The sequence below is a fragment of the Pseudomonas sp. GW823-FHT06E10 genome, assembly GCF_058794995.1.
Window position 1 is genome coordinate 275,966 of record NZ_JBXAHJ010000004.1, and the last position, 15,523, is coordinate 291,488.

The following is a 15,523-nucleotide window of genomic DNA, read 5'->3' on the forward strand; positions in this document are numbered from 1 at the left end:
GCCACTCAAGCAGAAAATCGCACTGTGTCTTACCGTCTATGCCAGCGGCATCTTGTTGGCTTGGGTAATTGACTGGTACTGAAGTCGCTTAATCCGCGACTACAGAAAACACAGTGAAATAATGATACCTCGGAGTTTTTCGATGGTTGCCGCATATAAAGCATTACTTGGAAGGCACGCAGTCACTGTATGTCTGATTGCTGCAACAGGTTGGGCCGCATGGTTCTGTGCTGGAGGGCTGGCGGATCAATTCGTTGCACGGAAGTTGAATAATGTTTATGCCGATCTGCGTGCTGCTCAAGTGGAGCCCAATGCGCAGATCGACAAAGTACTGGAAACCCTCGGCGATCTCGATCGCTCGGGTCAGGAATGCTCCGTAGAGCAATACTCACAACTGGCTGACCTGGTCAAGAACCTGCGATTTGTTGATCAAGCGGCAATCCAGTTGCCCAATGGCAAGATCTGTTCCTCCAACGGACAAGCACCTCCCTCGATACTGGCCGATAGCGACAAGCGCAAGTTTTCCGTTGGAAAGCGAACCTACTGGGTGGATGCTGGCCTCACGGTTTCTGCGGACTCCGATTTTATCATTGTGTCGGAACAGTCAACCTACGTCTGGGCAAACAAGAAGCTCCTGCTCGACAACTTGAAGTTTCCCAGGGACCTGCAACTGGACCTCATCGGCCCCGGCGGCGCAGTGCCCATTGCCTCTACGGGCCACAAACCGCTGGCGATGCAGAAACCGTTCCACCTGGAAGAACTGGTTACCTCGGCAGACAAGGTCCTCATCGCCTTTGCGGGCAACCGAAATGAACTGATCTCGGTCATTTCTCTTCCGTTGAGCTACCTGACGAGTCTCAAATTCAAATTATTCATTGGCCTTGTGTGCGTGTTCGCAGCGCTGTTTTTGCTCGCATGGTGTGTCAAACGGCATTACACCTCTACCGCCGTACGGCTTCGCAATGCCCTGAAAGCCAACAGGCTGGATGTTCACTACCAGCCTATCGTCAACCTGACGACGGGCTATCTGGTGGGCGCTGAATCACTTTCTCGCTGGAACGACAACGGCACCCAAGTGCCTGCGGATGTTTTCATTGCGGTGGCGGAAAAATCCGACTTGATCCGCGTACTAACACGTTCGGTAATTCGACAGGTGGCGGAGGATTACAGCACCTACCTTTGGGCGTGCAAGGACTTCTACATTACGGTCAATCTTTGCGCCCAGGATATTCAGGACCCAAGTTTTCCAGACTATGTGGCCAGCGTGCTGGCAACCTACAACATGCCAGTGTCCGCCATGGCTTTTGAAATCACCGAAAGGACCCTGATCGATCAGAAGCCTGCCGCCCTGCAATTGCGACGGCTTCGTGCGTGCGGACATCGCATTGCCGTGGACGACTTCGGTATCGGTTATTCCAACCTCTCGCTCCTCGATTCAGTGCCTTTCGACATTCTGAAATTAGATCGCTCATTCATCGCCGACGACAAGATCGCGGCCAAGGATGCCTTGTGGCGCCACATTGCCCAGTTGGCCAGGTCGCTGAGACTCAAGGTCGTGGCCGAAGGTGTCGAGACTCAGGAGCAACTGCCGCATCTGGTCTCGGAGGGGGTTCTATTGGCACAAGGCTGGTTGTTCTCCAAAGCGCTGCCAATTCAAGCATTGGCAAGACGCTACTTTCAATGTCCGGAAAACATCCCGCCTTACGACTCAAAAATATCAATCAATGATTTTTATTAACCCTTCATGGCCCCTCAAATGCTCGCCGAACCCTAACACCAGACAAACCTGAACAAGGACTCCACCACCCATGCTACTTCGAAACCTTGGCTTCGCTTCACTGCTATCGCTGCTGTCTTTTCAGGCGCTCGCTGATGACAAAGGTTTATATCTTGGAGCTGGCGTAAGCAGCATACAGACCGACGAATCCAGATTGGACGACGACGACACCAGCTACAAGGTTTATGCCGGGTATCGCGTCAATAGCTACCTGGCCTTCGAGGGGGCCTACGTCGACCTGGGTCAATTCAAGGACAAGAATGTCGATTTCGATGGTAAATCGGCTCAGGCTGCGGCCCATGTCGGCTTTCCGCTGGGCGATCGGTTGCGGGTATTCGGCAGTGTCGGTGCTCACGCCTGGGACGCCGACGGCAATGCCACCGACGACGATACCGGGGTTGACCTGACCTACGGCGTCGGCGTCGAGTTCGATGTCTTTCGCAACATCGGCCTGCGCGCTGAATACGAAGTTCTGGAGGTCGGAGAGATCGACCTGAATCAGACGACTGCATCCGCCTATATGCTTTTCTGACACCGCTACAACTGAGCGGCCTCCCCCGGGTCGCTCATCGCACTCTGCACAATGCTCGTCCTCGCTCTACCTATCCCACCCTGCCATTACTTCAACGTTTCCTTCGATTCCTGCGCAGGCGCCATGTACCACTTGTCCCTGGGCACCCATTTCTCTTGTTGCGGATCGCCCAGATAGTGCGGCGACATGATCTGCACACCGTACTCGTTGAACACGTCCTGGATGTTGGCGTGCAGCATGCTCAGCAGCACGGCGCGCGGTCGAGGCTGGCTGGGTATGGCCTGGGCCACCAGCCGGTATTCCGGGTAGAAGTCCGACAATGCCGTCTGGAACACCTGCGGCGGTGGGGTTTCGAGGACGCCGGGCGTGCGTCTGGCGGCTTCCAGCAACATCCCTTCGACCTGCCGCCAGGGGGTGTCATAACCGATGGTGACTACGGTATCGACCACATAACCGGGGCCTTGTACGACCCGTGAGTAGTTCTTGGTGACCGTGCCGGTGATCATCGAGTTGGGCAGGGTCAGCACTTCGCCCAGGCCGGTACGAATGCTCGTGGTGAACATGCCCAGTTCAGTGACCGTCCCTTCGTGCTCGCCAATGCGCACGAACTCACCGGGACGCAGGGTTCGGGTGTACGTCAGGATCAATCCGGCCGCCGCCTGCCCGACGACGCTGGAAGCACCCAGGGAGATCATCAGGCCGACCAGCACCGACAAGCCTTTGAACGCATCGGTACCGGCACCCGGCAAGTAGGGATAAGCCATGGCCAGGGCAAACAACCAGATCGCCAGCGAAGTCAGGCGCTGAGTCGGTTTCAGGGTTTCGTGGTTCAGCCAGTTGAAGGTGCCGGGCGTGGCCATGCGCCGCAGTATCCGGCGAGAGAACGCTGTCGCGCCACGGGCAATGAAAAAGATCGCCAGCGCCACGCCGAGCCCGGGGATGGCCCCTAGAATCCCTTGCAGCAAATAGTCGGCGACTTCCAGCAGATAGTTGTTAAGGCTTTCACCCCAAGGCCGGGTATAGGGAAACCGCGACAGGACAAACCCCAACCACTCGTAAGAGAGCAGCAGCACGATGACCCAGCGCAGCAACTCCAGCACGCGGCTGACCAAGGGATAAAGGAAGTTGGCGTCGATCAGCGGAACCTTTCCGACTTTCAGCGCCTGGGTGTGCCGATGCATCAGTTCAGGCAGTTTCTGCAGCACTCTGCGCCGCAGGTACGACATGCCGAACAGCAGCGCGATGTAAATGCCGGTGGCCAGCAACGCAGCGACGACGGAACGCAGGATCAACTGCAGGCTACGGGCTTCCCGGGTTTCGGCCACGACCTGGCGCAGCCTGTCGGCCGCGGCTTCGGCGGCCAGTTGCACCGAGTCGAATTCGGTCTCGTCGACATCCGTGGGCGAAACGATAAAAGCACGGCGAGACCCCAGCAGCACCATGTAGCTTTTCATGATCGGGTCGAGGGTGACATTGAGGTCGTCGGCGTCATCCAGCGCCTCACCGATCACCGCTTTCGCCCGTTTGACCCGCGAAGCCGGGGCTTCACCGAGGATGGTCGCGCGAAACACCATGATGCTGCGGTTGGCCACTTTCAATTCAACGGGAGCATCGACCACTTTCGGTGAGTCTTCGGCCCACAGTTGCACCGACCAAAACATCCCGAAAACAGTAAACATTACAGCGAGCAGCCTGCTCCGCATGTGTCAGATCCTTACGTCACGAAATTCAAATCCAGAGTACGTATCGCAGCGTAGTTCACCGATGAACGGTTGTCAGATTGGAGCTACAGGCCGTTTCCTTATCCGTCTGTTTTCTTGAAACAGCGAGCTCAAGCCCTGGAAATTGTGCTCTTGACCGAATTCTTGAAACACTGAAGATCCCTGTGGGAGCGAGCCTGCTCGCGATAGCGGTGGGTCAGACACCGGGATGTTGAATGTGCCGCCGCCATCGCGAGCAAGCTCGCTCCCACAGTGTGTTCCATACCTGATTCAAGGATTGACCTGATAACCCTTGCCTTGCAAACAGCTGGTGTAAGCCGTCGTGGTGTTCGCCTGCGTGGTTTTCGATTGCTCCCGGCGTTCCTGGCGCTGACGTGAAGCACCGACCACGGCGCCGGCCGCCGCCGTCTCCTTGGCGCGGTTCTGGCGATAGTCCTGTTTCCTGTCATCGTCGACACGATCATAAGCTTCGTCATGCTGATTGCCGCGCACCTGGGCCCCGACCGCGCCGGCGGCGGCCCCGGCAGCAGCACCCTTGATCCTCCCGCCGGAAGGCGTGGAAGCCGTCGAGGCGCTCTGGCTAGCGGCGATGCTGTTGCATTCGTTGATGTCGGCCTGGGTTTGTTGCGAACTTTGCCCTTTCATCGGCACCACCGATTGCGCCCATCCCGGGGCACTCAAAATCGACAATGCGATACATAGGCTGACCGATGAAAATCGTTTCATGATGACCTCCGACAGGCTTGCCACAACGGGCAAGCCTTTGGGTCGACTGGCGGGCGGCAAGCGACGCAATGCGTCGCCCTGCCGATCGGGTGGAGCAACTGAAAAGTGTAGTTCAACGGCCCCGCGCAGAAGGACTTCCGAACAAGCGGTGGACGTTGTGCAGGAGCGAGCCTGCTCGCGATGGCGGTGTATCAGGCACATTAATGTCGAATGTGCGGCCGATATCGCGGCAGGTTCGCTCCTGCAGGTCTATTGGTGAACTGCGGATGTGCGGTTACTCAGCCGGATCGAGCCGATCCAGCGCCCGATTCACTGCCAATACCAAACGAGGGGTGGTGGCCATACGCAGGTTGGTAGACCGGCCCAGGAACCCGGCGCATCCGAAGACGCCCTACGCAGGCTGCAGAATACCTGGCACACACCAAAAACCTGTGGGAGCGAGCTTGCTCGCGATGGCGGTGGCTCAGTCAACATAGATGTTGAAGCTGATGTCCTCATCGCGAGCAAGCTCGCTCCCACAGGGGGTATGTGGTGTTGGTCAGGCATTGGTTGTCAGCGGATAGAGCTTGTCATCAAACTCCGCCAACTTCGGAAACACCAGCGGCTGATCATCGCTCAGATGCTGCAGTCGCTGCCCGTAATCCACCAGAAACTGCTGGCGCGCCTCGTCACTGATGTACGGCACATGCCAGGCCACGAACGGCTCCAGCACATCAAAACCAACATAAGCCAGGGTGCCACGCAGGATCGGCCGCAGCATGTCCTCCAGCGGGCCGTGAATCGCACCTTCGCCGAACATGTGTTCACGCCCGCCCAGGGTCACGGTCACCAGCGCTTTCTTGCCGGCCAGGCCGCCCTGATCGTAGAAACGCTTGCCGCCATAGCAGATGCCCGACACCAGCACCCGGTCGATCCAGCCCTTGAGCATGGCCGGGGTGGAGAACCAGAAGATCGGGAAGTTGAGGATCAGCAGGTCGGCCCACAGCAGTTTGTCCAGCTCAGCCTGGATATCCGCCGCCAGCGACTGGCTCTTCACGCCCAGGCGTTGTTCCAGGGCGTAGACCAGGTATTCGGGGTTTTCCCGATTCGAGAAGTCCGCGTCGCTGGCCACCGGGTTCCAGTTCATTTTGTACAGGTCACTGACCTGCACTTCGTGGCCCTGGGCTTCAAGCGTGGCGACAGCCTGGTCCCGCAGGGCGGCGGTGAAGGATTGCGGCTCCGGGTGAGCGTGGACGATCAGTACTTTCATGGTGGTTCCTTAGACTTGTTCCAGCGTATCGGTTGAAGGTGTGGAAGCGCGCGTGGCCAGCAACCGGTCGAGCCAGTCGGGGTCCATTTGCGGTTCGGAAGAAAACAGCAGCCCGGTGTAGTCCTGATGCGGCGGGGTGAAGATCTGGCTGCGCGAGCCGTGGTCCACCACCCTGCCCCGTTGCATCACCAATACCTCATCGGCGATCGCCCGCACAGTAGCAACATCATGGGTGATGAACAGATAGCCGACACCCAGTTGCTGCTGGATGCGGTTGAGCAATTTCAGTACGCCTTCAGCCACCAGTTGGTCGAGGGCCGAGGTCACTTCATCGCAGATGATCAGTTGCGGCTCGGCCGCCAGGGCCCTGGCGATGCAGATGCGTTGCTTCTGCCCGCCGGACAGCTCCCGGGGCTGACGATCCATGAAGGTCGCGGGGTCGAGTTCGATCATCTCCAGCAGTTCGGCAACCCGGGCGCGCATGGCTTTACCCTTGAGACCCAGATAAAACGTCAGCGGCCGGCCGATAATGTCGACGATGCGCTGGCGCGGATTCAGCGCGGTGTCGGGGATCTGGTAGATCATCTGGATGCGCCGCAGTTGCTCCTTGCTGCGCTGGCGAAAGTCCGCCGGCAAGGGTTCGCCGTCGTACAGCACCTGGCCGTAGGTCGGTGGCAGCAATCCGGTGATCAGCCGCGCCGTGGAGCTTTTGCCGCTGCCTGACTCACCGATCACCGCCAGGGTCTGACCACGGTAGAGCTTGAGGGAAACGTCATGCAGCACCGGTTGCTGGCCATAGCTGGCGCAACTGTTGCGTAGTTCCAACAGCGGTTGTTCCTGCTGCGGACCGGCCTTGGGTTCGGTGCGGAAACTGCGCACCGCCCACAGCGACTTGGTGTAGTCCTCCTGCGGGTCACCGAGCATCTGCCGGGTTTCGGCCTCTTCCACCAGCTTGCCGTGACGCAGCACCATGATGCGGTCGGCCATTTGCGCCACCACCGCCAGGTCGTGGCTGATGTAGATCGCCGCGCTGCCATAGGTCGCGACTGCGTCACGAATGGCTGCCAGCACCTCGATCTGGGTGGTGACGTCCAGCGCGGTGGTCGGTTCGTCGAAGATGATCAGGTCCGGATGGCAGGCCATCGCCATGGCGGTCATGACCCGCTGCAACTGGCCACCGGAGACTTGATGCGGATAGCGCTGGCCGATGGTTTCGGGATTGGGCAAGCGCAGTACCCGGTACAACTCCACCGCCTCGCGCATGGCCTGCTCACGGCTCATGCCGCCGTTTTTCACAGCGGTTTCGACGTGCTGGTCGATCAGGCGATGGGCCGGGTTGAACGAGGCTGCCGCGCTCTGTGCCACATAGGCAATACGCAGCCCCCGCAGTTTACGCAGGGCCTCAGGCTTGGCGTTGAGCAAGTCGATGCCGTCGAAGTGCACCGAGCCGCCGGTGATCCGGCAGCCGTCGCGGGTGTAGCCCATGGCCGACAGGCCGAGGGTCGACTTGCCCGCGCCGGACTCGCCGATCAGCCCCAGCACCTCGCCCCGTTGCAGGGTCAGGTCGATGCCCTTGATCAGCGGATGCCAGGCATCTTCGTAGTGGCCTTCGATGTGCAGGTTGCGGATTTCCAGCAAAGGTTTTGAGGTCGTCATGTTCAGCATTCCTTGAGGCCGCTGGATTTGTGCAGCATCCAGTCGACGACGAAATTGACGCTGACTGTGATCAAGGCCACGGCCAGGGCGGGCAGCAACGGGCTGATGTCGCCAAAGGTGATCAGCACCGCGTTGTCGCGCACCATGCTGCCCCAGTCGGCGGTGGGCGGCTGGATGCCCAGGCCGAGGAACGACAGCGCACTGATGAACAGGAACACGAAGCAGAAACGCAGGCCGAACTCGGCAATCAGCGGTGCCGCCGCATTCGGCAACACCTCGCGGGTCACCAGCCACCACAGGCCTTCACCGCGCAGGCGTGCGGCTTCGACGAAATCCTGCACCACCACGTTCATCGCCACAGCACGAGACAGCCGAAACACCCGGGTCGCATCCAGCAGCGCAATCACCAGCACCAGCGACGTCGCCGTGGTGCCGACCACGCTGAGAATCAGCAAGGCAAAGATCAGTTGCGGAATGGCCATCAGGATGTCCACCACCCGGGACAATCCCTGGTCGACCCAACCACCCTTGATCGCTGCGATCAGGCCGCTCAAGCCACCGAGCAGAAACGCCAGGACGGTGGTGAGGAAGGCAATGCCCAGAGTGTTGCGCGCGCCATAGACCAGGCGGCTGAACATGTCGCGCCCCAGGTTATCGGTGCCCAACAGGAACTGCCCGCCCCAGGGGGCAAAGCCCTCGCCCACCACCTGGGTTTCGCCGAACGGTGCCAATACCGGCGCGAACACCGCCACCAGCACGTACAGCAGGATCATCAACAAACCGAACTTGGCGCTCAGGGGCGCCTGCCACACTTGTTTTAACAGGCTCATGGTCTACCCCTTCGGATGCATCAAGCGTGGGTTGCTGGCAATCGACAGCACATCGGCACTGGTGTTGAGCAGGATGTAGGTCGCGGCGAAGATCAGGCTGCAGGCCTGCACCACCGGGATGTCACGCTTGGCCACCGAGTCCACCAGCAACTGGCCGAGCCCCGGATAGACAAACACCACTTCGACCACCACCACGCCAACCACCAGGTACGCGAGGTTCAGCGCCACCACGTTGACGATGGGGGCCAGGGCATTGGGCAAGGCGTGACGGAAGATGATCCGCGACTGGCTGATGCCCTTGAGTCGGGCCATTTCGATGTAGGGGCTGGCCAACAGGTTGATCAAGGATGCGCGGGTCATGCGCATCATCTGCGCGATGACCACCAGGCTCAGGGTCGCCACCGGCAACACCGAACGCTCCAGTACCGTGCCCAATGAGGCGTCCGGCGCGAGGTTGGAAATGCTCGGGAACCAGTTGAGCTTCACCGCGAACACCAGGATCAGGATGTAGGCGACGAAAAACTCGGGGAACGACACCGCGCTCAGCGCCGAGGTGTTGAGCAAACGGTCGAACCAGCTGTTGCGGTACAACGCCGCGAGCATCCCCAGCAGCAAAGCCAGCGGCACCGACACCAGCGCTGCCAGCAATGCGAGGCTGAAGGTGTTGCCCAAACGCGTACCCACCAGTTCGGCGATCGGCCGCTGGTTGGCCAGCGACACACCGAGATCACCGTGCAGCAACTGCCAGATCCAGTGGCCAAAGCGGGACAATGGCGGCAGGTCCAGCCCCAGTTGCGCGCGGTAGGCGGCCACGGTTTCCGGGGTGGCCGACTGGCCCAGCATGGCCTGGGCGATATCGCCAGGGAGCATGCCGACGGCCAGGAAAATGATCACTGAGACGGCGAACAGCGAGAGCAGGCCTAGCGCCAGACGCTGCCCCAACAGCTTGAAAATACTTCTCATCGTGCAGTTCCTCAATACAGATAGCAGCCCCTGTAGGAGCGAGCTTGCTCGCGAAAAACCCGAAGACACCGAGGTGAATCAGGTTTCCCGCATTACCGTTGGCCTCCATCGCGAGCAAGCTCGCTCCTACAGTGCCTACGCCTGCCACCACCGCTCGATCACCCGCAGGCCATCCAGCTCGCCATAGGGCGCGGTCTGGCCGCCGTGAACCACACGGTTGGAACGCGCCGCCACGGAACTGGCGAACAACGGCACGATCGCCCCGCCCTCGTCCCGGCACAGCGCCTGCATTTCGTTGTACATCTCGCGGCGCAGCGGGTCGTTCATTTCGCCGCGAGCGGCGTTGAGCAGTTGATTGAAGCGCGGGTTGTCCCAGTGGGTTTCGTTCCACGCCGCGCCCTTGGCGTAACCGATGCTGAACATGCGGTCGGCGGTCAGGCTGCTGTACCAGAACGAAGTGGTGAACGGTTGCTTCATCCACACGTTGGAGAAGAATCCATCCGCCGGTTCACGCACCACGTCGATGTCGATCCCGGCGGCTCGAGCCTGTTCCTTGAACAGCACCGAAGCATCCACGGCGCCGGTATAGGCAGCGTCAGAGGCTTGCAGGCGAACCTTGAGCGAATCCAGACCGGCCTTTTTCAGGTAGAAGCGCGACTTGTCCGGGTCGTAGGTGCGCTGCTCCAGCGCAGTGTTGATGAAGCGGCTACCAGGCTGGATCGGATGGTCGTTGCCCACCAGGCCATAGCCATGCAGCACCGAAGCCAGCAGGGTTTCGCGGTTGATCGCGTGCTTCATCGCCAGGCGCACGTCGTTGTTCTGAAACACCTGACTGTCGGTGAGCATCGGGAAGGTGTAGTGCTGGGCGCCTTTGGTTTCTTCGATGACCAGATTCGGGTTGCGCTTGAGCAGCGCGACGGTTTTCAGGTCGACCTTGTTGATCACATCCACTTGCCCGGTGACCAGCGCGTTGACCCGCGCCGCGCCGTCGGCGATGGCAATCAACTCGGCACTGGCGAAGTGTGCCCGGCCCGGTTTCCAGTAATCGGGGCTGCGTTCCAGGGTCATGCGCACGCCCGGCTCGAAGTCCTTGAGGCGATAGCCACCGGTGCCGGCGCCGGCCTGCCAGTCCGCCGCGCCATCCTTGCTCGGCATGATCGCCAGGTGGTAATCGGCGACCACATACGAGAAGTCGGCGTTGCCCGAGTGCAGTTCGAACACCACGCTGTCGCTGCCGTTGGCGCTGACCTTGGCCACGTCACCCAGCACGGTCTTGGCCGCCGAGGTGGATTTCTCGCCGAGGTGGTGCTGGATCGAAGCGACCACGTCGTCGGCGGTCAGGGTCTTGCCGTTGTGGAAGGTCACGCCCTGACGGATTTTGAAGGTCCAGATGCGCGCGTCCGGGGTCGAGGTCCAGCTTTCTGCCAGCTCGGGGATGGCCGTGCCGTCGACGGCAATTTCGGTCAGGGTGTTATAGACCGCCGAGAAGCCGACGAAGGTGAAGGTGTCCGCCCAGGAGCCCGGATCCTTGGAGTCCGTGGTGCTGCCTCCGGCCAGGCCCAGACGCAGTACACCGCCGGGTTTTGGCGTGGCCTCCCCGGCAAGGGCGCCAAACGGCAGCCCCATGGAGAACGCCCCGGCCACCGCTGCGGCAGCGGCGCTGTACTTGAGGAAGTCTCTACGCGGAAAACTGAATTCATGGTTCGCTTGAGTAATCTTGTTTTTGTTATCGCTCATTGCATTGCCCCTGATCAAAAAGCTAATGAATTACCGGTTCAAAACCACGCAAGACACCGGGCCATGGCCCGGTGCATACAACGTTTGAATCGCCAACCGTCACACCTGGATCGCCTTCACTTCGACGAACTCGTTCAGCCCTTCTTCACCCCATTCGCGACCGTTACCCGACTGTTTGTAGCCACCGAACGGCGCCTGATAATTGAATGCCGCACCGTTGAGGAAGCACTGACCGGCGCGCAGCTGACGCCCCAGTTGCAAGGCGCGCTCGGCACTGCCGGCCCAGACGCCGCTGGACAGGCCGAACGGCGAGTCGTTGGCGATCTGGATCGCTTGCGCCTCATCGGCGTAGGGAGTCAGGCACAGCACCGGGCCGAAGATTTCTTCCTGGGCAATGCGCATGCGGTTGTCGACATCGGCGAACAGTGTCGGGCTGACATAGAACCCGCGCTCGAACGTCGATGGCGTGTCACCACCGCACAGCAACCGTGCGCCTTCCTGTTGGCCGACCTTGATGTAATCGAGCACGGTGCGTTTTTGCCCGGCCGAGCACATCGGGCCGAGGAAGCTTTGCGGGTCGAGGGGATCGCCCATGCGCAGGCTCAACGTTTCCGCCAGCGCCAGTTCCACGGCCTCCGCGTAGCGGCTGGCCGGCAGCAGCATGCGGGTCAGCGCGGTGCAGGTCTGGCCGGAGTTGATCATCACGTCCTGCACGCCGTAGCGCACCGCCGCTGCCAGGTCGGCATCCTCGGCGATCAGCAACGGCGACTTGCCGCCCAGTTCCAGGCACACGCGTTTGACTGAAGGTGCCGCTGCTTGCGCGACCCGCACCCCGGCGCCGGTGGAGCCGGTAAACGACACCATGTCCACGTCCGGGTGTTTGGCCAGCGCTTCGCCGACTTTCGAGCCCGGACCGCTGACCAGGTTGAACACCCCGGCAGGCAGGCCGATGTCCTCGATCATCTGCGCCAGCAGGAAGGCATGCAGCGGGGTTTCCTGACTCGGCTTGACCACCACCGTGCAACCGGCGGCCAGTGCCGGGGCGAGTTTGCCGATCAACTGGTGCAGCGGGTAATTCCACGGATTGATGAACGCGCAGACACCCACGGCCTCGCGGATCACCAGCGAGTTGCCGACTTCGCGCACCTCGTCCATGAGATGCGCCAGTTCGACGTACTGCTCAAGGCCAGTGATCGGCCCGTCGACCTGCACCGAGCGGCACCATTGCACCGGCATGCCCAGTTCCGTAGTGATGACCGCGGCCATCTCATCGGCACGATTGCGCAGTTGATCGGCCAGTGCACGGATATAACCGGCACGCACGCTGGACGGCGTACGCGACCATGAAGCGAAGGCCCGGCGAGCCGACGCCACGGCGTTTTCAACATCGAGTTCATCACCCAGCGGAACGCTGCCGCAGACTTCCTCGGTGGCCGGGTTGATCACCTCGGCGATGCCCCGCCCCGACGGGGTTTGCCAGCGGCCATCAATGAACAGTGTCTTGTGATTAAGCATGAACCTGGGCCTCCATCAATTCCTGGGCACAACGGGCAATGCGCTGGCAGGCATCGCGCAGCGGTTCGGCACCGACCACCAGACCGAGGCGAATGTGCCCCGCCGCGCTCGGACCAAAGGCCTCGCCCGCCAGGACCGACACGCCGTGGCGATCCAGCAGACGGTCGGCAAACGCCTGGGCGCTGAGCCCGGTCTGACGGATATCGAGCATCACGAACATTCCGCCATCGGGTTTCAACGCCCGCACGCCGGGGCAATCGGCCAGGCTGTCGCACACCAGATCGCGACGCTGGCGATAGGCTTCGCGCATGGCTTCGAGTTCCGGCAGGTTGCTTTCCAGGGCCACCACGGCGGCGTCCTGAATGAAATCCGGCGAGCCGTAGAGCATGCACAACGCGAGGTTTTCCAGGTGCGCGGCCAAAGATGGCGGCGCCACCACCCAGCCGACGCGCCAACCGGTCATGGCGTGGGATTTCGACAGGCTGTTGAGGGTCGCGGTGCGCTCGGCCATGCCCGGCAGACTCGCCGGGCTGACGTGTTCGCCTTCGAACAGCAGTTCGCTGTAGACCTCATCGGAAATCAGCCACAGGTCGTGGGCGATGCACAATTCAGCCAAAGCCGTCCATGTACTGCGCGGCAAACTGGCGCCCGACGGGTTGTGCGGGCTGTTCAGTGCCAGTGCCCGGGTGCGTGGCGTGATGCGCGCGGCGACATCTTCGGGCAACACGCGAAAGCCGTTTTCCGAACGTACGGGCACCGGCACCACCACGGCACCGCAAGCACCGAATACCGCTTCGTAGGTGACGTACATGGGCTCGGCGACGATCACTTCGTCACCCGGATTGAGTACGCATTGGGCCACGCTGAACAGCGCACATTGCGCCCCGGCCAGTACGGTGACCTGATCGGCCGAAACGCTTTGGCCGCTGCGTTGTTGATGACGCCTGGCAATGGCCTCGCGCAGGGCACGCTTGCCGCGCACCTCGGCATAGTGCGTGTTGCCGTTTAGCAGGCTGTCGATCGCACCCTGCACGATGGGCTGTGGCGTGTCGAAATCCGGGTCGCCCACGGACAACAGCAGAATGTCTTCGCCTTGCTCGCGCAGTGCCAGGGCGCGGTAGTGAATGTCCCACGCGGCGGCGCCGTCACCGGCGATACGTTGAGTCAGATCGGAAAAGCGCATGGCTTCATCCCCTTAAAATGCAGATCAATGCGCACAGGCATGCTTGAGTTCGATCAGGGTCACGCCGTTGCGCTTGAAGCCATGGCGCAAGTCGGTCTGCAACTCGGCGAGGCTTTGCGGCTGGGTCACGGTGCAGCCGAAGGCACGCGCAAGGGCGGCGAAATCCGGGTTTCGCGGCAAGACGCCGATGGGCTCGATGTCCAGGCCGAGCATGTCGTCGCGGATCTGCCCCAGCGCATCGTTGTTCCACAGCAGCACCACCAGCGGGCTGTCCAGTTCTTCCACGGCGGTGGCCAGTTCCTGGGCGGTGTAGAGGAAACCACCGTCGCCCACCAGCACCAGCCCAGGCCGCTGCGGCGCACCGAATTTGGCGCCGATCCCGGCCGGCAGGCCATATCCCAAGGTGCCGTAGCCGGTCGGGTGCAACCAACTGCGAATGGCGAGGCTGTCGAAGGCATAGTTGCCGGTGTAGGCCAGTTGGGTCATGTCGGTGCTGATGAAGGCGTTGTCCGGCAGCTCCGCCGCAATGCGATCCAGAATCGACTGATGAATCGATTGCAACGGGCCATGGCTGGCCTTGACCGCTTCACGCAGTGCGGCGACCGAGGCAATCGCAGCACTGGCCTCGCGCACGTCGGTTGGCAGGCGCTCAAGCAAGCCACTGAGGGTTTGTTGCGCATCGCCATGCAACGCCACCGCGCAGGGGTAGAAGTCGTTGAATTTACGTGGGTCGATGTCGACGCGCAGCAGTTCGCCATTGAGTGGCAGGCGTTCGCGCCAGAAGTCGGTGTCGGCCATTTCGGTGCCGACCGCCAGCACCACGTCGGCCTCGGCGATCAGGTTCCAGCCCGGCTCCACACACAGGGATGAGCCGGCGTTGAGCGGCGCGTCCGGCGGCAGCAGGCCTTTACCGGCGACGCTGGTGAACAGTGGCGCGGCCAGCCGGGTGCTGATTTCTTGCAGCTCAGAGGTGGCATTCAAGGCGCCACCACCGGCAATGATCATTGGTCGCTTGGCAGCGTTGAGTTTGGCCACGGCTTGATCAATTACGGTGGTCGATGCCGGGCCACGACCCGGACGACGCACCACCTCATTGCTCCAGTCACGGGCAATCGGCGCCGACAAAACGTCCAGCGGCACCGAGATGTGCACCGGGCGCGGGCGCTCGCTGTCGAACACTGCGTAGGCACGGGCGATCAGTTCCGGCAGGTCTTCGGCAGTCAGTGCCACGGCCGAGAACGCAGTGATCGGCGCGGTCATTGCGCGCTGGTCCTGGCACTCGTGCAGACTGCCCCAACCCTTGCCCAGGCTGGCGCTGTGGTTGACGCTGGAAATCACCAGCATCGGAATCGAGTCGGCGTAGGCCTGGCCGATGCCGGTGGCGGCGTTGGTCACGCCGGGGCCGGTGATGACAAAGCACACACCGGGTTTGCCGCTGACCCGGGCGTAGCCGTCGGCCATGAAACTGGCGCCCTGCTCATGACGAGTCAGCACATGGCGGATGCCGCTGCCGGGCAAGCCGCGATACAGCTCCAGGGTGTGTACGCCGGGAATGCCGAACACGGTATCGACGCCGTAGTTGGCCAACAGGCGCACCAGGGCCTGGCCACCGGTCAATGTTTTGCTTTGCATAT

12 protein-coding genes are annotated in these 15,523 nt (G+C 61.3%); 2 read left to right on the forward strand and 10 right to left on the reverse strand.

The features are described 5' to 3' along the window. Positions 1-142: 142 nt before the first annotated feature. Both AC1Q6Y_RS09095 and AC1Q6Y_RS09100 read left to right on the forward strand, forming a co-directional pair. On the forward strand, positions 143-1,738 hold the full coding sequence (locus AC1Q6Y_RS09095; protein WP_492624426.1) for an EAL domain-containing protein: 1,596 nt from the start codon (positions 143-145) through the stop codon (positions 1,736-1,738). 70 nt (positions 1,739-1,808) lie between these two features. Continuing rightward, positions 1,809-2,309, forward strand: a complete 501-nt coding sequence (locus AC1Q6Y_RS09100; protein WP_057714909.1) for an outer membrane beta-barrel protein — start codon at positions 1,809-1,811, stop codon at positions 2,307-2,309. 86 nt (positions 2,310-2,395) lie between these two features. On the opposite strand, the gene AC1Q6Y_RS09105 is transcribed toward AC1Q6Y_RS09100, so the two are convergent. From AC1Q6Y_RS09105 to AC1Q6Y_RS09150, 10 genes are all read right to left on the reverse strand, one after another. Next, a complete protein-coding gene (locus tag AC1Q6Y_RS09105; RefSeq protein WP_492624427.1) occupies positions 2,396-4,012 on the reverse strand; it encodes a mechanosensitive ion channel family protein in 1,617 nt (538 codons plus the stop codon). 288 nt (positions 4,013-4,300) lie between these two features. After that, positions 4,301-4,756, reverse strand: a complete 456-nt coding sequence (locus AC1Q6Y_RS09110; protein ID WP_090455105.1) for a YMGG-like glycine zipper-containing protein — start codon at positions 4,754-4,756, stop codon at positions 4,301-4,303. Between the two features lie 538 nt (positions 4,757-5,294). Continuing rightward, positions 5,295-6,005: an NAD(P)H-dependent oxidoreductase gene (locus tag AC1Q6Y_RS09115; RefSeq protein ID WP_057714912.1), complete on the reverse strand. Its 711-nt coding sequence runs from the start codon at positions 6,003-6,005 to the stop codon at positions 5,295-5,297. Between the two features lie 9 nt (positions 6,006-6,014). Beyond that, positions 6,015-7,661 (reverse strand): ABC transporter ATP-binding protein, encoded by a 1,647-nt coding sequence (locus tag AC1Q6Y_RS09120; RefSeq protein ID WP_492624428.1) that lies wholly within the window; start codon positions 7,659-7,661, stop codon positions 6,015-6,017. Positions 7,662-7,663: 2 nt separating this feature from the next. Continuing rightward, positions 7,664-8,491 (reverse strand): ABC transporter permease, encoded by an 828-nt coding sequence (locus AC1Q6Y_RS09125; RefSeq protein WP_057714914.1) that lies wholly within the window; start codon positions 8,489-8,491, stop codon positions 7,664-7,666. Between the two features lie 3 nt (positions 8,492-8,494). Beyond that, on the reverse strand, positions 8,495-9,454 hold the full coding sequence (locus tag AC1Q6Y_RS09130) for an ABC transporter permease (protein ID WP_057714915.1): 960 nt from the start codon (positions 9,452-9,454) through the stop codon (positions 8,495-8,497). Between the two features lie 135 nt (positions 9,455-9,589). Then, complete coding sequence (locus AC1Q6Y_RS09135) at positions 9,590-11,191, reverse strand: ABC transporter substrate-binding protein (RefSeq protein WP_090455101.1); 1,602 nt, start codon at positions 11,189-11,191, stop codon at positions 9,590-9,592. A gap of 99 nt (positions 11,192-11,290) precedes the next feature. Beyond that, the gene (locus AC1Q6Y_RS09140) at positions 11,291-12,706 is read right to left on the reverse strand and encodes an aldehyde dehydrogenase family protein (RefSeq protein WP_492624429.1); all 1,416 of its coding nucleotides are present in this window, start codon (positions 12,704-12,706) and stop codon (positions 11,291-11,293) included. Then, positions 12,699-13,889, reverse strand: a complete 1,191-nt coding sequence (locus tag AC1Q6Y_RS09145) for a pyridoxal phosphate-dependent aminotransferase (RefSeq protein ID WP_090455099.1) — start codon at positions 13,887-13,889, stop codon at positions 12,699-12,701. Before AC1Q6Y_RS09145 ends, AC1Q6Y_RS09140 begins: the two co-directional genes overlap by 8 nt. 24 nt (positions 13,890-13,913) lie before the next feature. Continuing rightward, on the reverse strand, positions 13,914-15,521 hold the full coding sequence (locus AC1Q6Y_RS09150; RefSeq protein ID WP_492624480.1) for a 5-guanidino-2-oxopentanoate decarboxylase: 1,608 nt from the start codon (positions 15,519-15,521) through the stop codon (positions 13,914-13,916). Between the last annotated feature and the right edge of the window lie 2 nt (positions 15,522-15,523).